The 19,417-nt window shown below is 70.3% G+C and carries 19 protein-coding genes; 13 read left to right on the top strand and 6 right to left on the bottom strand.

Annotated features, from left to right (window positions below; genetic code table 11):
- The first annotated feature begins 38 nt into the window (after positions 1-38).
- Positions 39-773, top strand: a complete 735-nt coding sequence (locus CHC09_RS14465; protein ID WP_089293576.1) for a TetR/AcrR family transcriptional regulator — start codon at positions 39-41, stop codon at positions 771-773.
- On the opposite strand, the gene CHC09_RS14460 is transcribed toward CHC09_RS14465, so the two are convergent.
- From CHC09_RS14460 to CHC09_RS14450, 3 genes are all read right to left on the bottom strand, one after another.
- Positions 750-1,691 (bottom strand): inositol-3-phosphate synthase, encoded by a 942-nt coding sequence (locus CHC09_RS14460; RefSeq protein ID WP_089293711.1) that lies wholly within the window; start codon positions 1,689-1,691, stop codon positions 750-752. The two genes, CHC09_RS14465 and CHC09_RS14460, sit on opposite strands and share 24 nt — an antisense overlap.
- 66 nt (positions 1,692-1,757) lie before the next feature.
- On the bottom strand, positions 1,758-2,348 hold the full coding sequence (locus tag CHC09_RS14455; RefSeq protein ID WP_089293575.1) for a dihydrofolate reductase family protein: 591 nt from the start codon (positions 2,346-2,348) through the stop codon (positions 1,758-1,760).
- Positions 2,349-2,350: 2 nt separating this feature from the next.
- The gene (locus CHC09_RS14450) at positions 2,351-2,857 is read right to left on the bottom strand and encodes a winged helix-turn-helix transcriptional regulator (protein ID WP_089293574.1); all 507 of its coding nucleotides are present in this window, start codon (positions 2,855-2,857) and stop codon (positions 2,351-2,353) included.
- Positions 2,858-2,951: 94 nt separating this feature from the next.
- On the opposite strand from CHC09_RS14450, the gene CHC09_RS14445 reads away from it, so the two are divergent.
- From CHC09_RS14445 to CHC09_RS14430, 4 genes are all read left to right on the top strand, one after another.
- On the top strand, positions 2,952-3,536 hold the full coding sequence (locus CHC09_RS14445) for a dihydrofolate reductase family protein (protein WP_089293573.1): 585 nt from the start codon (positions 2,952-2,954) through the stop codon (positions 3,534-3,536).
- A gap of 70 nt (positions 3,537-3,606) precedes the next feature.
- Positions 3,607-5,511: an acyl-CoA dehydrogenase family protein gene (locus CHC09_RS14440; protein WP_089293572.1), complete on the top strand. Its 1,905-nt coding sequence runs from the start codon at positions 3,607-3,609 to the stop codon at positions 5,509-5,511.
- Positions 5,512-5,618: 107 nt separating this feature from the next.
- A complete protein-coding gene (locus CHC09_RS14435; RefSeq protein WP_239138289.1) occupies positions 5,619-6,473 on the top strand; it encodes a hypothetical protein in 855 nt (284 codons plus the stop codon).
- Positions 6,474-6,613: 140 nt separating this feature from the next.
- Complete coding sequence (locus tag CHC09_RS14430) at positions 6,614-7,783, top strand: S8 family peptidase (protein WP_089293571.1); 1,170 nt, start codon at positions 6,614-6,616, stop codon at positions 7,781-7,783.
- Between the two features lie 55 nt (positions 7,784-7,838).
- Here the strand turns inward: CHC09_RS14430 and focA are convergent, their stop codons facing one another.
- A complete protein-coding gene (focA, locus tag CHC09_RS14425) occupies positions 7,839-8,741 on the bottom strand; it encodes a formate transporter FocA (protein WP_203833125.1) in 903 nt (300 codons plus the stop codon).
- 50 nt (positions 8,742-8,791) lie between these two features.
- Positions 8,792-9,556 (bottom strand): hypothetical protein, encoded by a 765-nt coding sequence (locus tag CHC09_RS14420; protein WP_143232325.1) that lies wholly within the window; start codon positions 9,554-9,556, stop codon positions 8,792-8,794.
- Positions 9,557-9,655: 99 nt separating this feature from the next.
- On the opposite strand from CHC09_RS14420, the gene CHC09_RS14415 reads away from it, so the two are divergent.
- The 6 genes from CHC09_RS14415 (at position 9,656) to CHC09_RS14390 (ending at position 14,689) form a co-directional block, all read left to right on the top strand.
- Complete coding sequence (locus CHC09_RS14415) at positions 9,656-10,231, top strand: winged helix-turn-helix domain-containing protein (protein ID WP_089293569.1); 576 nt, start codon at positions 9,656-9,658, stop codon at positions 10,229-10,231.
- On the top strand, positions 10,231-11,502 hold the full coding sequence (locus CHC09_RS14410) for an MFS transporter (protein ID WP_143232324.1): 1,272 nt from the start codon (positions 10,231-10,233) through the stop codon (positions 11,500-11,502). Before CHC09_RS14415 ends, CHC09_RS14410 begins: the two co-directional genes overlap by 1 nt.
- 230 nt (positions 11,503-11,732) lie before the next feature.
- Positions 11,733-12,572 carry a maleylpyruvate isomerase N-terminal domain-containing protein gene (locus CHC09_RS14405; protein WP_179277089.1) on the top strand — a complete coding sequence of 280 codons (840 nt, stop codon included), beginning with the start codon at positions 11,733-11,735 and terminating at the stop codon, positions 12,570-12,572.
- Positions 12,569-13,228, top strand: a complete 660-nt coding sequence (locus CHC09_RS14400; RefSeq protein ID WP_089293566.1) for a ThuA domain-containing protein — start codon at positions 12,569-12,571, stop codon at positions 13,226-13,228. The genes CHC09_RS14405 and CHC09_RS14400 overlap by 4 nt, the downstream gene beginning before the upstream one ends.
- Positions 13,212-14,087, top strand: coding sequence for an ABC transporter ATP-binding protein (locus tag CHC09_RS14395; protein WP_089293565.1), 876 nt, complete (start codon positions 13,212-13,214; stop codon positions 14,085-14,087). The genes CHC09_RS14400 and CHC09_RS14395 overlap by 17 nt, the downstream gene beginning before the upstream one ends.
- A complete protein-coding gene (locus CHC09_RS14390) occupies positions 14,087-14,689 on the top strand; it encodes a hypothetical protein (protein WP_089293564.1) in 603 nt (200 codons plus the stop codon). Before CHC09_RS14395 ends, CHC09_RS14390 begins: the two co-directional genes overlap by 1 nt.
- A gap of 66 nt (positions 14,690-14,755) precedes the next feature.
- Here the strand turns inward: CHC09_RS14390 and CHC09_RS14385 are convergent, their stop codons facing one another.
- The gene (locus CHC09_RS14385; protein ID WP_089293563.1) at positions 14,756-16,195 is read right to left on the bottom strand and encodes an FG-GAP repeat domain-containing protein; all 1,440 of its coding nucleotides are present in this window, start codon (positions 16,193-16,195) and stop codon (positions 14,756-14,758) included.
- Positions 16,196-16,403: 208 nt separating this feature from the next.
- Here CHC09_RS14385 and CHC09_RS45100 point away from each other — a divergent pair, with 208 nt between their 5' ends.
- Both CHC09_RS45100 and CHC09_RS14370 read left to right on the top strand, forming a co-directional pair.
- Positions 16,404-18,107 (top strand): polysaccharide deacetylase family protein, encoded by a 1,704-nt coding sequence (locus CHC09_RS45100; protein ID WP_143232323.1) that lies wholly within the window; start codon positions 16,404-16,406, stop codon positions 18,105-18,107.
- Positions 18,104-19,417: a right-handed parallel beta-helix repeat-containing protein gene (locus CHC09_RS14370; protein WP_089293561.1), complete on the top strand. Its 1,314-nt coding sequence runs from the start codon at positions 18,104-18,106 to the stop codon at positions 19,415-19,417. The genes CHC09_RS45100 and CHC09_RS14370 overlap by 4 nt, the downstream gene beginning before the upstream one ends.

Raw genomic sequence — 19,417 nt, 5'->3', positions numbered from 1 at the left:
GGTCAACTGTGTTGGCATAAGAGAGGATGGGGTGACCGATGCCGAAGCCAGTGGTCAGCGAGGAGAAACGCCGCCGCCGGCGGTTGACCCGCAGCGGCAAGGTGCTGTCCGAACAGCTCATCATCGATACCGCGATGCGCCTGCTGCGCGAGCACGGCAGCACCGGCCTGAGCGCCCGCCGGCTGGGTCTCGCGCTCGACTGCGACCCGAGCACGCTGTACCGGTACTTCCGGGGCATGGACGACCTCACGCTCGCCATCGGCGACACCCTGATCGGCCAGGCTCTGCACGGCTGGTCACCGACCGGGGCCTGGCGGGCGGACCTGCGCGGGCTCGGGGTCCGCATCCACGCGGCGTACGTCGCCCACCCGCAGGCGGCCGTGCTCACCACCAGCCGCGTCACCGGCCGCGCGAACGAACTGGCCGCCGACGAGGCGGTGCTCGGTGTCCTGCGCGGCGCGGGCCTCCCGGTCGCCGACGCGGTCCCCGTCTACCACGCGTTCATCGACCAGACGCTCGCGTTCGCCGCCCTCGACGCCGCGTCCCTGGCCCTGCCGAACGCGGCCCTGCGCGCCGAGGACGAGGTGTGGCGCTCCACCTACGCCCACCTGCCCGCCAGCAGTCATCCGCACATCGCGGCCGCCGCTCCCCTGCTGGCGACGGAGATGGTCAACAGCGCCTACCCGTCCGCACTGGACCTGCTGCTGGACGCCGTCGCGGCCCGCCTGAAGGCCGCCGCTCAGCAGGGCTCAGACGGCCGTACCCGGGGGTGATTTCAGCAGCGCCGCGGCCTCGGGCAGGTACCCGCCCCGGCCCGAGCGCAGCGCGGCGGCCGCCAGCCGGATCAGGTCGATGTTCACCCCGGCGGCGCCGCTCGGGTCGTGCACCTGGAGCCGGACGTCCAGACTCACCGCGGTCCCGGCCCAGCCCTGAGCCTCGATGTTCAGGTGGGCGATCTTCTGGGAGCCCAGGTGCGGCAGGTATCCCAGCGGCGCGATCTGCACCCGGTCCGAGCCGAGGGCGTTCACCTTGGACTGCTTCTTGGTGTTCGGATTCTCCACGAGATTGCGGAAATCCTCGGTGCCACCGAGATTGACCTGATAGGAGCTGGTCAGCGTCAGTCCGCGCGCTTCGAGGAGCCGCAGCAGGGTGTGGTGCAGCACCGAGGTGCCGAACTGACTGGCGAGGTCGTCACCGATGAGCGGCACGCCGCCCGCCTCGAACCGGCGCACCAGCGCCACATCCCGGGCGACCGGGTCCGAAGTGGTGTTGACGAACGCCGCGCCCGCCGCGAGGGCGGCTTCGGCGTACGCCAGCGCGATCTCGGGCCGCCCGCTGGGCGCCGAGTAGAGCACGACCTCGGCACCCTTCAGCGCCTCGGCCACCCGATCGATCTCGGTCGCGTCCACCAGGCCACGCTGCACCGTCACTCCGGCGGGCGGCAGCCCGGCCTCGATGCGCGGAAAGTTGTTCGGCGCCGCGAAGATCGCCTCGTGCAGGTCCCTGCCCACCTTGCCGTCGGAGCGCGCGAACGCCGCCACCACCCGGACGTCACCGACACCCAACCCGTCGATCCGCGGGCGGCTGACACCCACCGCGCTTCCGGTCGCCCGGTAGAACGAGAGTCCCTGGACCAGCGCCGACGTGTTGTTCCCGACGCCGATCACCGCGACGCGCACCTCATCGATCATGGCCGGCACGGTAACCACAGAGCGCCACCGCCCGGGCAGCGCATCACGGCCCCGAGGCAGGGCCGTCTACCGTGGCCGGTAGCGGTTCACCACGATGCCGCAGTCGTACGCCCGGGAATCGGCCAGGTCCAGCAGCAGGCCGCCGACAGCGCTGTCGAAGATGGTCTCCCCGGCGCCGACGGCGGCGGGGTTGACGTAGAGCTGAAGCTCGTCGACCAGCCGGTTCTCGATGAGAGCGGAGGCGAACCCCGTCCCGCCGAAGCAGAGGATGTCCCCGCCTTCCCGCTGTTTGAGCGCGGCGACCTCGTCGGCCAGCGGCCCGTCCGCGATCCGGGTCCGCGGCCAGCGGGACTCGGCGAGTTTCCCGGTCACCACCACCTTGTCGGCCTCGCCGATGCGGGAGGCGAACGCCCAGTCGGGCTCGTCGCGGTGCCGCTCGGCCGCGCTTGCCCAGTGGTCCAGATAGCCCTCCTCGGCCATCTTGCGGCTGAGCAGGATCGTGTCGGCCCGCTCGATGGTGGTGTTGAAGTCCTCGCGCAGCCGGGCGTCCCAGGGCCAGGCCGGTCCCCAGTCCCAGACCTGCCACTGCTTCTCGGTGCCGTGCCCGGACACGAAGCCGTCCACGGACATCTGCATCTGCAGGATCAGTCGGCGCATGCTCACTCCTCGATGGGTTCGTTGCGGAGGGCGGCCTCGTACGCCCCTCGGATCTCGTCGGCCGCCCGGGGCGCGCACGGGTCGGGGCGCGCGACGCCGAGATGCAGCTCGCGCAGCTCGTCCATGAACCGGCCGACGAGCTCGGGGCCGCCGTCGCGGAGCAGCTCGGCGCGGATCCGCAGCCGCTGGTCGCCGGCTCGGTGCGCCAGCCCCCACGAGCCCAGCGCCACCATGATCGGCAACACCTGGACGCCCGCCTCGGTCAGCGAATAGGCGGCCCGCTGACCGCGCCGGGCGTCCTCACGGGTGAGCAGACCGGTCTCGACGAGCCGTCGCAGGCGGGCGCTGAGGATGTTGCTGGCGATGCCTTCCGCGCTGCCCGTGAGCAGCTCGCGGAAGTGGCGCCGGTCGCCGAACATGATGTCGCGCAGCACGAGCATCGCCCACGGGTCACCGAGCACCTCGACCGCCTGGTTGATCGGGCAGTCCGAGCGCGGTGCGGCGTCCATCGACGACATCCTCCTCAGTGATTGCAAACCACAACCACTCTACCTAGTGTGTCGAGTGTAGGCAGTTGCAGGTTGCAATCACTAGGAGGGTGCAATGCCGGGTCGGTTCGTGTACTGGATGAACGTGTCCGCCGATCTCAGGATCGAGTTCGCCCCGGACGAGAACGGGGCCGAGAAGTGGCTGCGGATCGGGGACAACCTGCACCGGGAGTTCAACGCGCGGGCCCGCGCGTTCACCGGCCTGGTGCAGGGGCGCAGGATCTACGAGACGATGGAGGCGTTCTGGCCCGCCGCCCGCGACGACCAGGCCCTACCCGACTACATGCGGGAGTACGGCGAGATCTGGACGTCGATGCCCAAGGTCCTGGTGTCCCGTACGCGCACGAGCGCCGGGCACAACACCCGGATCGTCGGCGGCGACGGCGACGCGGTGGAGGCGCTCGCGAAGCTGCGCGCCCGGGCCGACGGCGACCTGGGGGTGGGCGGTGCCACGCTGGCCACGCAACTGCTGCGAGCCGGGCTGCTCGACGAGTTGATGCTCTTCACCCATCCGGTCATCCTCGGCGCCGGCCGGCCGCTGTTCGACGAACCCACCGACCTGATCGACCTGGAGCTGATCGAGCACAAGTCCTTCGAAGAGGGTGTCACGCTGCACCGATACACTGTCGATCATCACTGAGGGCTACCGTCCGGTAACAACCCGGCGTAGCCTGACGGCCAGGCACGTCCGACGTCGGAGGGGTGAACCGATGACCACGACGCACGGGAAACCGGCAGACGTCTCGGAGAAGCAGGCCCGGCAGGTCGCCGAGGACGCCCGGGAGACCGGGTGGCGCAAACCCAGCTTCGGGAAAGAGCTGTTCCTCGGCAAATTCCAGCTCGACCTGATCGACCCCTGGCCGACGGCCCCGGAGAATCCGGATGCGGACGAGTTCTTCGCCGCCCTGACGCGGTATGTGCGGGACGACCTCGACGGCGAGCAGATCGAGCGGGACGCCCGCATCCCCGACGAGGCGTTCCATGAGCTGGCGAGGCTCGGCGCCTTCGGCATGAAGATCGACAAGGAGTACGGCGGGCTCGGGCTGTCGAACCTGCACTACTGCAAGGCGCTGACCCTGGTCGGTTCGGTCAGCGCGAGCACCGCCGCCCTGCTCTCCGCACACCAGTCGATCGGCGTGCCACAGCCGCTGAAGCTGTTCGGCTCCGCCGCGCAGAAGCGTTCGTTCCTGCCCCGGCTCGCCGGTGGCGAGGTCTCCGCCTTCCTCCTCACCGAACCGGACGTCGGCTCCGACCCGGCCCGGCTGGGCACCGTCGCCGAGCCGGTCGACGGCGGCTTCCGCCTCAACGGGGTGAAGCTGTGGGCCACCAACGGGACCCTGGCGACGCTGCTCGTGGTGATGGCACGCGTCCCGGAGAAGGGGATCACCGCGTTCGTGGTCGAGGGCGACGCGCCCGGGGTCACGATCGAGCGGCGCAACGCGTTCCTCGGCCTGCGCGGCCTGGAGAACAGCGTGACCCGCTTCCACGACGTGTTCGTACCGGCGGAGAACGTGATCGGCGGGCTCGGCAAGGGCCTGCGGATCGCGCTGACCACGCTGAACACCGGGCGGCTCTCGCTGCCCGCGATGTGTGTCGGCGCCGGCAAACGGGCGCTGGCGATCGCCCGCGAGTGGTCGGCGGACCGGGTCCAGTGGGGGCGCCCGGTCGGCACGCACGAGGCGGTGGCCAAGAAGATCGCCTTCATCGCCGCGACGACGTACGCGATGGAGTCCATGCTCGACCTCAGCTGCCTGATCGCGGACGACGCGCGCAACGACATCCGGATCGAGGCCGCCCTGGTCAAGCTCTTCGCCAGCGAGATGGCGTGGCAGATCGCGGACGAGCTGATCCAGATCCGGGGCGGTCGCGGCTACGAGACGAGCGAGTCGCTGCGGGCCCGGGGCGAACGCACCGCGGAGGCCGAGCAGATGCTGCGCGACCTGCGGATCAATCGGATCTTCGAGGGCTCCACCGAGATCATGCACCTGCTGATCGCCCGCGAGGCGGTCGACGCGCACCTCACGGTCGCCGGCGACATCATCGACCCGGACGCGGACCTGGCCAAGAAGGCCCGCGCCGGGGCGCGGGCCGGGAAGTTCTACGCGCGGTGGCTGCCCACCCTCGCGGTCGGCAAGGGCCAGATCCCTTCGGAGTACGGCCGGTTCGGCCCCCTCGCGACCCACCTGCGGTACGTCGAACGCGCGTCCCGCAAACTGGCCCGCTCGACGTTCTACGCGATGTCCCGCTGGCAGGGAAAGCTCGAGCGCAAGCAGGGTTTCCTGGGCCGGGTCGTGGACATCGGCGCGGAGTTGTTCGCGATGTCGGCGGCGTGCGTGCGGGCCAACGCGGAACGGGAGACGCACCCGGCCGGCCTGGAACTGGCCGACCTGTTCTGCCGGCAGTCCCGGTTGCGGACCGAGGCACTCTTCACCGCCCTCTGGGAAAACACCGACGCCCTGGACGTGAAGGCCGCGCAGCGGGTCCTGGACGGGCACTACCGCTTCCTCGAGGATGGTGTGGTGAATCCCGCGTCCGACGCGGCGTGGGTGGCCTCGTGGCAGCCGGGCGCGGCGACGGTGCAGGACGTCCGGAGGCGCATCCCGTCGGCCGAGTGACGGACCGGCCCTTGACAAAGCTCACAGTGCTCTCGATGCCCGCTCGGTTAAGGTTAACGAAGGGTGAATCGAGGGTTAATCAGCGGAGCAGCGGGGAGTCGTCCAGGGTGCGAGCCAACGATGTCGTACCGCCGTCCGCCCGGCGGCGCGGCCGCCACTCGGACCACGACCCGCACCGCCCGTCCGGTCGCCACCACGCCAGGAACACCGGCAAGTGGGGCTACTGGTCGCCGCCGGTGGACCGCTCCGGACGTACGCTAAAGCTCACCGACCAGGCCGAACGGGTCGAACTCAAGGTCGTCTCCAGCGAGCGGCAGTGCCGCTCCCTGGAGATCGAGCGGGCCGCCGCCCAGACCCGCCGGGTGTTCTTCCTGGACACCCCCGACCTGGCGCTGTACCGGAACGGGCTGGTCGTGCGGATCCGCGACATGGGTCACCGCTCCGACGACGCGGTCGTCAAACTGCGCCCGATGGCCTCGCACACGGTGCCGAAGTGGCTGCGCCGGCAGAACGCCCTCGAGGTCGAGATCGACGCCATGCCCGGGCACCGGGTCTGCTCCGGCTCGCTGAAGGTGCGTCTCGGGCGGGGCGTCGTCGCCCGCGCCGGTTCCGCCGCGCGGCCGCTGACGAAGCTGCTCGCGCAGCCGCAGCGCCGGCTCCTCGCCGCCTGCGGGCCGGACGACCTCGCCCTCGACGACCTGGTCGTCTTCGGACCGGTCGAGGTGCAGAAGTACCGGTTCCGGCCGGAGGGCTTCGACCGCCGGCTGGCCGCGGAGCGCTGGACGTTCCCGGACGGTTCGACCCTCCTGGAGCTGTCCACCCGCTGTCCGGTCGGCGAGGCACCGGAGGTCGCCGCCCGGTTGACCGACAGCCTGAGCGCCCACGGTGTCTCGCCGGCGCGGTCCCAGCTGACCAAGACCGAGATGACGCTGCGCTTCTTCACGGCGGACCGGGCGGCCTGATCCGGCCATCGAGGTTCGTCGTTTGCAATGTGGCATCAGAATGCTGACGAGCCCCTAATGAATCGTTGATCATCAATCATTGATTGGTTCCTAGCCTGATTTCAGACGCCATCACGGGCGTCGATATTCGGGAGGAACCCATGCGTCACCGAGCCGCCGCCGTCCTCACCGGCGTCACCCTCGCCCTCACCGCCACCGCCCCCGCCTTCGCCGCCGAGGCGACCGGCACCGTCCTCAACGCCGCCAGTGCCACCGCGGTGCCGGGCACCTATCTGGTCACCCTCAAGACCGACGTGGACCGGGCGCGGGCCGACCGCCTGGCCGCCCGCTACGGCGGCAGCGTCACCCGCGTCTTCGGCCACGCGGTCGAGGGCTACACCGCCCAGCTGACCGCCCGCCAGGCCGCCCGCCTCGCCGCCGACCCCTCGGTGGCGAGCGTGGAGGCCGACCAGATCGTCCGGATCACGGACACCCAGAGCTCCGCGCCGTGGGGGCTGGACCGGGTCGACCAGCGGGCGCTGCCGCTGAGTGGGACGTACACGTACGGGCCGAGCAGCGGGACCACGGTCTACGTCATCGACACCGGCATCCGGATCAGCCACCAGGACTTCGGCGGGCGGGCCGCCTACGGCTACGACGCGGTGGACGGCGACAACGTCGCGCAGGACGGCAACGGGCACGGGACGTTCGTCTCCGCGGTCGCGGTCGGCAGCACGTACGGCGTCGCGAAGAGCGCCAATGTGGTCGGCGTCCGGGTGCTGGACAACAACGGCTCGGGCACCACGGCCGGCGTGATCGCCGGGATCGACTGGGTCACCGCGAACGCCGTCGCCGGGCGCTCGGTGGCGAACCTCAGCCTCGGCGGCGGCACCAGCAGCACCCTCGACGCCGCGGTCCGACGCTCGATCACGGCCGGGATCCCGTACGCCATCGCGGCCGGCAACTCGGGCGCCAACGCGAGCACCACCTCGCCGGCGCGCGTCACCGAGGCGCTCACGGTCGGCGCGACGAGCAACACCGACGCGAAGGCGTCCTGGTCGAACTACGGTTCCGTGCTGGACCTGTTCGCACCCGGCGTGAACATCACCTCGGCGTGGCGGACCAGCGACTCCGCGACCTACACCGGTAGCGGCACGTCATTCTCGTCCCCGCACGTCGCGGGTGCCGCCGCCCTCTACCTGACCGCCCACCCGGGCGCCTCCGTCGCCACGGTGAACGCGGCCATCGTCGGCGCGGCCACCACCGGCGTCGTCACCAGCCCCGGCTCCGGGTCCCCGAACCGCCTGCTCTACACGGGCAGCCTGAGCTGATCAGGTCGTACGTGAAAAGTGCCCGGCGCCAGGGTGACCTGGCGCCGGGCGGCTGCTACCGGGGACCGCGCCGCTTGGCCGCCTTGAGCTGCTTTCCCGGCCGTTCTATGTAGTAGAAGATCGTCCAGTAGAGGATGCCGATCATGACTCCGCCACCGACGATGTTCCCCAGGGTGACCGGCGCAAGGTTGTGCAGCAGGAAGTCGGCCCAGGTCAGGTCCGCGAAATCCCCCTTGGCGAGCCCGGTGCCGCTCCAGAAGTCGGCGCCGGCGCTGTCCTTGATCAGCAGCCCCAGCGGCAACATGAACATGTTGGCCACCGAGTGCTCGAAACCCGAGGAGACGAAGAGCGCGACCGGCATGGTGACGGCCAGGATCTTGTCGGTGGTGGTGCGGCCGGAGTAACCGGCCCAGACCGCCAGGCACACCATGAGGTTGCAGAGCACGCCGAGCGTGAACGCCTCGAGAAAGTCGTGGTGGAGCTTCGCCAGCGAGGTGTTGAGCACCACCGCGCCCCACGCACCCTTCGCGTTGTGCCAGGTGCCGCCGAGAAAGACCAGGAAGACCATCGTCATCGCGCCGAGGAAGTTCGCGACGTAGACGACGCCCCAGTTGATGAAGAGCTGTCCCCAGGTGATGCGCCCGCTGGCCCGCGCGGTCAGCGTCAGCGTCGAGGAGGTGAACAGCTCCGCACCGGTCAGCACGACCAGCACCAGCCCGGTCGCGAAGACGATGCCGCCCAGCACTCGCGCTCCGCCCCACCAGGCCAGATTCGCCGCCCCGACCTGACTGGTCACGTAGAACACGAAGCCCAGCGCGATGTACCCGCCGGCAGTGAGGCCGAGCAGGAAGGACTTCAGCGGCTTGCCGGTCGCCTTCGCGTAGGCGGCGTCCTCGGCAGCCTGGGCCATCTGCGCCGGGCTGAGCATGAACGGCTCGGGGTTGGTCGCCAAGGGCACGTTCGTAGGCTAGGACTTGCCGGGTGCCCCACGGGCCCGATTCCCCGCGTTCAGCTCGCTGCGGGGACCCGCTCCACAAGCGCGTTGACCTGTGGAATCGCCATGAACCGGGCCAGCTCCGCCGCCGAGCCGATGGCCGGTCGCAGCTCCGGGCGGTGCGCGTACTCATGGATCGCGCGGGCCAGCAGCTCCGCGTTGACGCCCACCGCTGGTAGCAAAGCCGTGCTGCCCATCCGAAGGCCGCGCCTACGGACCAACCCGGGGTGAGCGAGAAAGAGGGTGACCCGCTGCGGGTCGTAGGCGAAAGCCGGATGCGGGAGGGCCAGGGCCTCCCATGGCACGAAGAGCGAGCCGTGCAATTGTCGATCGACGATCCCGTCAGGGCGAAGCCGCACGCCGATCCGGCCCAGGGCCGCCCGCCAGAAGGGGACCAGCAAGCCGATCCAGAGAACCCCGAAAATCATCAGGAACCAGAGGTCGCGGTCCTCCACGAATTCATGGATCAGCCCGCCCATTTGCTGGACGTACATGAAGCTGAAGGCCGCGCCGCAGAGAATCATGCCCGGATCCGCCGGAACATCGAATGCGGGCAGTTCGGGGCGCGCCACCAACTTCGCCGGGCGAAATGAGCGGCCTGCGAAGCCGACCGCCAGGAGCAGCACCATCGGCAAAACGTTGAGCGAGAAGAAGGACCTCGAGTAATAGTGGTCGCCGTTGGTCCGTCGAAACGCCTCGAGGACGACGGCGACCAACAGTGTGACGGCCAGCACCGCCACGCGCCGCCGCGCCACCCATTCGAAGAACCTGATCCTCACCGCGACAGGATAGGTCTGAACAGGCAATTGTCAAGATCATCATCGCACGGAGCGCTCCACCCATTGACCAAGACTTATTGGCCAAGATATCTTGGCTAAGTGACCGCCCGGCAGAGCAAGCAGATCACCGACCCGCAGGCGCTGCGCGCGCTGGCCCATCCGATCCGGCTCAAACTGCTCGAACTGCTGACCGTCGACGGCCCGGCGACCGGCCGGAGGCTGGCTGATCTGACCGGCGAATCGACGGCCTCGGTCAGCTACCACGTCAGCCAGTTGGTGCGATGGGGCCTCGTCGAGCCCGCCCTCGACCTGGCCCGCGGCCGGGAGCGGCCCTGGCAGGCCACCAGCCGGGGAATCACCTGGAGCGCGACCGGCGACGGCTCGCCCGAGTTCGCCGCCGCCTCCCGGGCGCTCCGGGAGCAGTTCATCGCCCGCCGACTCGCCGCCCTCGACGAGTTCCAGCGCCGCGAGGACGAGTTCGACACCGCGTGGCGGGAGGCGGCCTGGATCGGCGAGGACCTGGGCCACCTCGACCCCGCCGAGCTCACCGAGGCGACCCAGCGGATCAAAGCCGTCCTCGCGGAGTACACCGACACCGCCCGGCCCCGCAGGGAAGGCGCCCGCAAGGTCGCGTTCTTCGCCTACGCCGTGCCCGTCCCCGACGACCCGAGCTGATGCTTCGCACGCCGGGCCTGCTCGCGCTCTTCACCGCGAAGCTGCTGTCCACGTTCGGTTCCTGGCTGACTCTGCTGGCCCTGCCCTGGTTCGTGCTGGTCACCACGGGTTCGCCGGTGAAGATGAGCCTCGTGCTGACCGCCGAGTTCGTCGGTGTCGTGACCGTGGGACTGGTCAGCGGCAAACTGGTCGCCCTGCTGGGTGCACGGCGCGTCATGCTGATCGGCGACGCGTCCCGGGCGCCGCTGATGGCATCGATCCCCCTGCTGCACCTGGCCGGCGCACTGAATCTGCCGATCCTGCTCGCGGTCTCGTTCGGGCTGGGCATGTTCACCGCGCCGTACGTCGCGTCCCAGCGGTTGATCCTGCCCGAGTTGCTGGGTCCCGTGCGCGGCGCGGACGAACACCTGCTCGGCCGCGCCAACAGCCTCATCGACGCGGCGACCAGGATGGCCGCGCTCGCCGGCCCCGCCGCCGGCGGCATCCTCATCGCGTCGCTCGGCCCGGCCCAGGTCCTCTGGATCGACGCCGCGACCTACCTCGGCTCCTTCCTGATCGTGCTCACCTTCGTCCGGCCACACCCGACCACCCTCGCAACGGACCCGGGCGAGCGTCCCGCGAGCGGCAACGGCCGTCCCACGAGGAGCAGCGGCTTCCGTCAGGTGCTGAACGATCCCACCCTGCGCCTGTTCGGCGCCGCCCTGACCCTGGTGACCCTCGCGCTCCCGGCCGTCTTCCTCTGCCTGCCGGTCCTGGTCCTGCACGACCTCGGCGGCGATCCGCGCACCCTGGGCCTGCTCACCACGGCGAACGGAGCCGGTCTCGCCCTCGGCAGCCTGATCGCGGTGACCGCACTGAGCCGAATGGGCACCACAGCGCTGACCGCGGCCGCGGCCCTGCTCTGCGTACCGCTGTGGCTGCTGCTCGTCGAGCAGCCGATCATCATCGGAGCCGGTCTGTTCCTGACCGGAGTGGCCACGCCGGTCCTCGCGGCAACCCTCATCACGCATTTCACCCTGCGCACCCCGCCCGACCTGCGACCACACGTCCTGGCCGCGGTGACCACCACCGAGAACCTGGCCGGCTTCATCGGTTCGGTGGCCGCCGGGCCCGCACTCCAGTTCGCCGGCCCACGCACGGTCTTCACCACCATCGCGATCCTGGCCTGCGCGGGCGCCGCGATGTTCGTCAAAGGGTTGCGCGACCGCATCACACGGCCGGCACCCCTGGGCCGGCATCTCCCCGCGCAAAGCACTGCAGAACGGACGTAGCGGTCCGTCACGTACTGCTGCGACAGGCGGTTGATCGGTTCCCCGGCTCGCGCGAGCAGCGATGCCGGACTGTCGCCGGTTTTCGTGGTCAGGAATTCTTCACCCGCTCCGGTGGCCGGGCAGTGGCCCGTAAGACCGCGGGGTGCCGGTACGGCCCGCGCAGCCCCCTTCCCGGGGTTCGGTCCGATAGATTGATGCGCGCCCTCGATCGGTCGTGCAGGATGCCGAGGATGATCGTCGAGCCTGACCGGGACGCCCTCCGCGCGGCCCTGGACCGTGAAAGCCGCCGCCTGGTCGACCAGGTCCGCTCCGCGCGACTGGACACCCCCGTGCCCGGCCTGGACTGGAACATCGGCCAGCTGGTCGCCCACCTCGGCGTGGTCTACCGCGCCTTCGCGCTGGCCGTGCGCGGCGAGGACCTGACCCCGGACATCGTCGCCAACCTCGGCACCGGGGAGACCCTGCCCGAGGTGGTGGCCTCGACGAACGCCCGGGCGCTGGCCGTGGTGACGTTCGCGGAGCCCGGTGAGGCCGCCGGCACGCTGCGCGAATGCGCCGACGAGCTGCTCGCCGCGCTGGACACCGACCCGGATCTCCAGGCCGCCCGGCCCACGCCGTGGTACGGGACCGGCATGACCCGCACCGTCGGCACCCTCGCCGCGCTCAGCGTCAGCGAGAGCGTCGTGCACGGGTACGACCTCGCCAAGGCGTTGCGGACGCGACCGTGGCTCGACGAGCGGTCCGCCGCGGCGGCCGCGCCGGTCGTGATGAGCGAGATGCTGCCGCTGCTCGTCGACCCGGCCGGCGCGCGCGGCTTCGCCGGCAGTTTCGAGGTACGCATCCGGCGGGCACCCCGATTCGTCCTCCGGCTGGATGACGGCCAGGCCCGGGTGGTCGCGGCCGACGGCGGCGAGGTCGACTGTGTCCTGTCCCTGTCGGCGTGCGACGCCCTGCTGGTCGGCTTCCGCCGGCGCAAGCTGTGGCAGGCGATGGCGTCCGGCGGTGCGTTCGCCTTCGGCCGCAAGCCGTGGCTCGGCCTGCGCTTCAACACGTTGTTCCAGCTTCCGTGAGGGCGCTGGTCGTCCGGGGCGGGTGGGCCGGCCATGAGCCGGTCGCCTGCACCGACCTGTTCCGGGACTTCCTCGAAGGTCACGGCTTCGACCTGCGGATCGCGGACAGCCTGGACGTCTACACCGAGCCGGGCGTCTACGATCTGATCGTCCAGTGCTGGACCGGGGCCCGTTTCACCGCCGAGCAGGAGGAGGGCCTGGTCGCGCGGGTCCGGGCGGGCGCCGGTTTCGCCGGGTGGCACGGTGGTGTCGTGGCCACCGGGTTCGAGGCGCCCCGATATCAGTACATGGTGGGTGGGCGGTTCGTGTGTCACCCGGGCGACTTCGTCGACTACACCGTGGACATCACCGGCACACATCCCATCACGGCCGGTCTGAGCAGCTACGACGTACACACCGAGCAGTACTTCATGCACGTCGATCCGACGTTGGAGGTCCTCGCGACGACCACTTTCACCGGTGACCACGGTGCGCCGGAGACCGCCGGCGCCGTAGTTCCGGTCGTCTGGACGCGCCGTTTCGGTGCCGGGCGGGTCTTCGTCTGCACGCTCGGGCACAGTCACGCTGACCTGTTGGTCCCACAGACCCGAATGATCACGGAACGTGGAATGTTGTGGGCGTGTGGCATAGTCCGCGACCATGATCGAGACCATTGATCTGACCAAGGCCTACCGAAAGGTTCGTGCGGTGGACGGCCTCTCCTTCACCGCCGCCCCGGGCCGGGTGACCGGCTTCCTCGGCCTCAACGGCTCGGGCAAGACGACGACGCTGCGCATGCTGCTCGGCCTGACCCGGCCCACGTCCGGCACGGCGCTGATCAACGGGCGGCCGTTCACGGAGCTCCGCGACCCGTTGCGGGAGGTCGGCGCGGTCCTGGAGCAGGGCATCAGCCACCCGGGGCAGAGCGGGCGGGCGCACCTCGCCGGTCAGGCGATGCTGGCCGGCGCCGGCCGGGCCCGGGTCGACGCCCTGCTGGAGATGGTCGGGCTGGCCGGCGCCGCGCACCATCGCACGGGCGACTACTCGCTCGGCATGCGGCAGCGGCTCGCGGTGGCGACCGCCCTGCTGGGCGAGCCGCGGGTGCTGATTCTGGACGAGCCGGCCAACGGCCTCGACCCGGAGGGCATCGCCTGGCTGCGGCGCCTGCTGCGGGACCACGCGAACGCGGGCGGCACCGTGCTGATCTCCAGTCACCTGCTGGCCGAGCTGGCGCAGCTCGTCGACGACGTGGTGATCATCGCGAAGGGGCAGGTCCGGCGGGCGACGCCACTGGCCGAGCTGTCCGGCTCGGACGGTGTGCGGTTGCGGGTGCGCGGCCGCGATCCGGTGCGGTTGTGGCACGCCTTCGAGGCGGCCGGTGCCACGGTCGGCGGCGACGGTCAGGCCCTCGAGGTCGCCGGCCTCTCGGCCGAGCAGGCGGGCGAGATCGCCTTCGGCGTGGGGGTTCCGCTGTACGAGCTGAGCACGGACGCCCCGAGCCTCGAGCAGATCTTCCTGGAACTGGCGGCCGCCTGATGATCACTCTGATTCGCAGTGAGCTCTACCGGATGGCCACGATCCGCTCCAGCTGGGTGTCGCTCGCCCTGTTCGGCGCGGTGACCGCCGCCGCCGGGGTCGCGGACGCCACCTGGTGGGCGTTGTTCGCCGGGATCGGTGCCTTCGGCATCTCGGTGCTCACCGTCACCCAGCACTTTCAGCACCGTACGATCTCGCTGCTCTACGTGGCCCGGCCGAACCGGTTCCAGGTGCTGCTCGCGCAGGTCGGCACCACGGTCGCGGTGGCCTGGTCACTGGCGCTGCTCAGTGGTGTTCCCAACCTGCTCAGGCACGGCGGTCAGGTGTACTTCCGAACGCTCGTCGTCGTACCGATCATGGCGGTCTTCGGTGCCGCCCTGGCGGCGATCGTGCGCCGTTCCGCCTGGCTGATCAGCGGTTTCGGCATCTGGTTCGTGATCGTCGAGGGCATCGCCACCCAGTTCAGGTGGCCGCTGCCGATGACGTCCTACATGGACGCGTCCCGCGGTGACGGCTTCGGCATCGAGGTCTTCTCGGTCTGGGCCGTAGTCGCCCTGGCTGTCGCCGCCGTCGCCCTGCGCCGCGACCTCAGCGGCGACTGACCGCCCCTCGATACGATTCTGGCGACCCGAAGCCTCCTCAGGTCGCCAGGATCCGAACGGGCCGGGTCAGCCGCCGAGGATCGACACCTCGGCGCGGCCGCTCGCGGTTCCGGTCTTCTGCACCACGACGAGGTCCGGGCGCCCGTCGCCGTTCCAGTCGCTGACCAGCGCCTCGTGGCGGTCGTCGGTGGCGACGGTCGCCTGCGTCAGCGGCCGGCTCAGCTGCCCGGCTCCGTCGAGAACGCGCAGCCCGGTCTTGCTGACCAGGACGAGGTCGGGGCGCTTGTCGCCGTTCCAGTCCGTCACGGAGGCGCGAAGACCGTCGGCCGCGGCCTCCTTGGTCGTGACGGTGAGTCCGAGCGGCTGCTGCAGGTTCGCGGCCCCGTCGAGGACCTGGACCTCGACCTTCCCGCTCGCCGTGCCGGCGGTCCGCACCGCGACGAGGTCGAGCCGTCCGTCACCGTTCCAGTCGGCCGGCGCGACCTCGTTCACCCCGGCGAGCCCGACCGTGGTCTCCAGGAGCAGCCGCTGGAAGTTGCTGGCGCCGTCGACGATCCGCAGCTGCGTGCCCGCCTTCTGCAGCACCATCAGGTCGGGCCGGTTGTCGCCGTTCCAGTCACCGACCGAGTAGACGTCAGCGTCCTCGGCCGGGCCGAGCACGGTCGCCGTGTTGAGCAGCAGGGACGAGAGGTTGCCCGCCCCGTTCATGATGCGCACCTCGGTGCCGCCGGTGACGGTGCCCGTGCCCTTCACGACCATCAGGTCGGGCCGCTTGTCGCCGTTCCAGTCGGTCATCGCGAGGGTGTGCCGGCCGTCGAGGGGGCCCAGTTCGGTCGCGGCCGTGGCGATGGCGCGCTGGAACGGGCCCACCGAGGTCGTCGCCGGTTGCGGCTGAACCGTCCCGGGGTGCGCCGCCGGGACGTCGGTCCAGACCTTCGAGAGGATCAGGGCGGCGTCGTGGACCTCGCGGCCGTACGCCGCGGGGAAGGCCGAGGTCTGCACCCGCTGGCAGATCGCCCCGACGTCGCCGCTCAACCAGCTGTCACCCGGGTATTTGCGGATCATCGCGTTGAGGAACGCGTCGGTCGCGTAGACGGGGTCAACCAACTGCTCCGGGCGGCCCCACCCTTGCGAGGGCCGCTGCTGGAACAGCCCGAGGCTGTCGTGGTCGACCTCGGTGAGGTGGTTCTTCAGGGTGCTCTCGGTGATCGCCGTGGTCAGGGCGATCACCGCGGCCCGCCGGGGCAGCCCGCGCAGCTGGACAATCCGGACGATGACCCGGGCGCAGGCGATGCTGCGCCCGCTCACCGCCGCGCCCAGGCGCTGGCCGGTCATCAGCGGCCGCAGCCGGGTCGCGATCGCCCGGTCGGCGGCGGTGTCCGCACCGGGCAGGCATGACGCCGCGGCCGACAGCGGGGTCGCGGCTTGGGCGGCGGTCGGCAGCAGAACCGCTCCGGCAGCCAGCACCGCCGCGAGCAACAGCCTTCTGCCGCGGATAACCCTCACGTAAACGACCTCCCCCGAAAGTCAATGCGCTGCATCAATCTGCCATAGATCCAGGCCGACAAGAAAGGCTTAACCGACAAGATCAAGTTCACATTCCCGCCTTCGTACGCCCACAGCCGCCCGCCCGCGGGTGGCCAGACCAGCCCGTACCGCGTAGATTGCTCATCGATCGAACTAAATATGTCCTGCACAGTCAGGAGTGTTGAGCGTGAACCGTACATCCCCGCACCGGATCGCCGTGCTCGGTGTCGCCGTACTCCTCGGTGGTGGATCGATCGCCGGCCCCGCCTCCGCCGCCACCCCAACTCCCCCGCGCTGCACCGGTTACGTCGCACTGACCTTCGACGACGGCCCCACCCCGGGCAACACCGAGACGCTGCTACAGGTACTGCGGGACGCCGGAGCACGCGCCACCATGTTCAACACCGGCGCGAACGTGGCGGCGAACCCCGAGCTGACCAGGGCCCAGCTCGCGGCCGGCATGTGGATCGGCAACCACAGCTGGGACCACCCGCACATGACCCAGCTGACCCCGGCGGAACAGGCCGCGCAGCTCTCCCGGACCCAGGACGTCATCAAGCAGGTCACCGGCGTGACCGTCACACTGTTCCGGCCGCCGTACCTGGAGACGAACGACGCGTTGCGCACGGTGGAACGGCAGTACCGGCTGCGCGAGATCAACGCGGATGTGGACTCGAGGGACTGGGACAACACGTCCGTGGACCAGATCGTCGAGAACGCCCGCGCGCTCGAGGCCGGGGACTCCGTCCTGATGCACGACTGGCCGCCGAACACCCTGCGAGCGGTCCCGCGGATCGTCACCGAGCTGCGCGCCCGCGGGCTCTGCCCGGGACAGATCTCGCCCGGCACGGGGCGGGCCGTCGCTCCCGGGCCGATCACGCCGGTCCTCGGCCAGGTCCACACCGCCGGGCGGGTGAGCCAGGTCGGCACCGGGGTCGCGTACACCTGGCCCGGGGTCTACTTCGAGGGCCGGTTCCGGGGCACGAGCGTGGGTCTCGCGCTCGACGACGCCGTGAACGACTACGACGTGCGGATCGACGGCGGGGCTCCGACCACCCTGGTCACGCCGGGCACGACCACGCACTGGATCACCGGGCTGTCGCGCGGGATGCACACCGTACGGCTGGCCAAACGAACCGAGAGTCCCTGGAACCTCGCGGGATTCGGCGGTCTCGTCGCCGGTCCCGGCGGTGAGATCCTGGCGGCGCCCGCGGCCCGCCACCGGCAGATCGAATTCATCGGCGACTCCTGGACCGCCGGCTACGGCGACATGTCGACCAGCCGCGACTGCTCCGGCGCCGGGGTGCTGACCCGCAACAGCAACGCCGACCAGGCGTTCGCCGCCCGGACCGCCCGCGCCCTGAACGCCGACTACCAGGTCGACGCGTGGTCGGGCATCGGGATGGTGCGCAACTACAACGGCAGCAGCCCCGGCACCGACTACCGCACCTACTACGACCGGGCCCTGCAGGCCGTCGACGAGTCGGCGTGGCAGCGCCCCGCCTCCTGGCACCCCGAGGTCGTCGTCATCGGACTCGGGATCAACGACTTCTCCACCCCGGTCAACCCGGGCGAGAAGTGGGCCGACGAGGCCGCCCTGGTCACCGACTTCCACGACGCCTACCAGGGGTTCCTCGACAAACTGCGGCAGCGGTACGGCCCGCGGACCTCGTTCGTGCTGACGTATCCCGACCTGAGCTACCGGACCACCGCCCTGGCCGACACCATCCAGCGGATCGTCCGGGAGCGCACCGACCGGACCCAGGCCCTGTACTACGACAACGCGGCCCTGGGCCTGGACCTGCTCGGCTGCGACTGGCACCCGTCCCAGCACGACCACGAGATCCTGGCCGGCACGCTGACCACGTTCCTCCGCGGGAGTCTCCGATGAAACCGCTGCTCAGCTCCGCCCTGACAGTGGGCGTCGTGGCCGCCGTCCTCGCCGTGCCCGGGGTCAGCGCCGCGGCGTCCGTCTACTACGTCTCCCCCAGCGGCAGTGACAGCGCCGCCGGCACCGCGTCGGCGCCGTGGAGGTCGATCGCACGCGCGCAGAGCGCGGTCGCGGCCGGCGACACCGTGTACCTCCGCGCCGGCACCTACGGCTACACCAGCGCGACGAGCAGTTGCTCCAGCCAGACCGCCACCGTCGACGCGATCACGCTGAGCAGGAGCGGCAGCTCGGGCGCCCCGATCAGCTATCTGAACTACCCCGGCGAGAAGGTCCTGTTCGACTTCTCCGGGATCACCGCCAACTGCCGGATCAAGGGCTTCGACGTCACCGGCAGCTACCTCTACCTGCGCGGTATCGAGATCAGCGGGGTACGCCAGAACAACAGCCTGAACCACGAGTCGTGGGGCGTCTGGATCTCCGGGAGCAACAACACGTTCGAGAAGCTCAACACGCACAACAACATGGGCCCGGGCGTGTTCATCGCGAGCGGCGGCAACAACCTGGTGCTCAACTCGGACTCGCACGACAACTACGACCCGTACAGCTCCAACGGGGCCGGGGAGAACGCGGACGGGTTCGGCGCCCACATCGGCGCCGGCCGCTCCGGGAACGTCTTCCGGGGCTGCCGGTCGTGGTGGAACTCGGACGACGGCTTCGACCTGATCAACGCGTACTCCTCGGTGACCATCGAGAACTCGTGGGCGTGGCGCAACGGGTACCTGCCGCAGACGACGACCGCGGCCGGCAACGGCGCGGGCTTCAAGGCCGGCGGATACGGCGGGGTGTACGTCTTCAACGGCGTGAAGCACACGGTCCGTACCTCGGTGGCGTTCCTCAACCGGTCGCAGGGCTTCTACAGCAACCATCACACGGTCGCGAACGACTACTTCAACAACACCGCCTACAGCAACGGCGTCGACTTCGACATGCTCGGCATCAACTCCGGCGGTGCCGGGGTGGGGCTGGGCAATCTGCGCAACAACCTCGCCTACGCCGGCACCCTGACGGCGAACCTGAGCGGCACCAGCGCGTCGTACAACTCCTGGAACCTGGGTGTCACGATGTCGGACTCGCAGTTCCAGAGCGTCGCCACCACCGGCTGGAACGTGTCCCGCCAGTCGGACGGCAGCCTGCCCGTCCTCCCCTACCTGCACCTCGCCTCCGGGAGCACGCTGATCAACAAGGGGGTCAACGTCGGCCTGCCCTACAACGGCTCCGCACCGGACCTGGGCGCCTTCGAAACCTCCTGA

Source organism: Actinoplanes regularis, from assembly GCF_900188005.1.
Taxonomy (GTDB): domain Bacteria; phylum Actinomycetota; class Actinomycetes; order Mycobacteriales; family Micromonosporaceae; genus Actinoplanes; species Actinoplanes regularis.
Note: the sequence above shows the minus strand (reverse complement) of the source record. Positions and strands in the feature narration are given on the sequence as shown.

What these genes read in the sequence shown, in the direction of transcription:
- CHC09_RS14465 (WP_089293576.1), top strand. Translation starts at nt 39, where the DNA reads ATGCCGAAGCCAGTGGTCAGCGAGGAGAAACGCCGCCGCCGGCGGTTG.
- CHC09_RS14460 (WP_089293711.1), bottom strand. Translation starts at nt 1,691, where the DNA reads ATGATCGATGAGGTGCGCGTCGCGGTGATCGGCGTCGGGAACAACACG.
- CHC09_RS14455 (WP_089293575.1), bottom strand. Translation starts at nt 2,348, where the DNA reads ATGCGCCGACTGATCCTGCAGATGCAGATGTCCGTGGACGGCTTCGTG.
- CHC09_RS14450 (WP_089293574.1), bottom strand. Translation starts at nt 2,857, where the DNA reads ATGGACGCCGCACCGCGCTCGGACTGCCCGATCAACCAGGCGGTCGAG.
- CHC09_RS14445 (WP_089293573.1), top strand. Translation starts at nt 2,952, where the DNA reads ATGCCGGGTCGGTTCGTGTACTGGATGAACGTGTCCGCCGATCTCAGG.
- CHC09_RS14440 (WP_089293572.1), top strand. Translation starts at nt 3,607, where the DNA reads ATGACCACGACGCACGGGAAACCGGCAGACGTCTCGGAGAAGCAGGCC.
- CHC09_RS14430 (WP_089293571.1), top strand. Translation starts at nt 6,614, where the DNA reads ATGCGTCACCGAGCCGCCGCCGTCCTCACCGGCGTCACCCTCGCCCTC.
- CHC09_RS14410 (WP_143232324.1), top strand. Translation starts at nt 10,231, where the DNA reads ATGCTTCGCACGCCGGGCCTGCTCGCGCTCTTCACCGCGAAGCTGCTG.
- CHC09_RS14405 (WP_179277089.1), top strand. Translation starts at nt 11,733, where the DNA reads ATGATCGTCGAGCCTGACCGGGACGCCCTCCGCGCGGCCCTGGACCGT.
- CHC09_RS14395 (WP_089293565.1), top strand. Translation starts at nt 13,212, where the DNA reads ATGATCGAGACCATTGATCTGACCAAGGCCTACCGAAAGGTTCGTGCG.
- CHC09_RS14390 (WP_089293564.1), top strand. Translation starts at nt 14,087, where the DNA reads ATGATCACTCTGATTCGCAGTGAGCTCTACCGGATGGCCACGATCCGC.
- CHC09_RS14370 (WP_089293561.1), top strand. Translation starts at nt 18,104, where the DNA reads ATGAAACCGCTGCTCAGCTCCGCCCTGACAGTGGGCGTCGTGGCCGCC.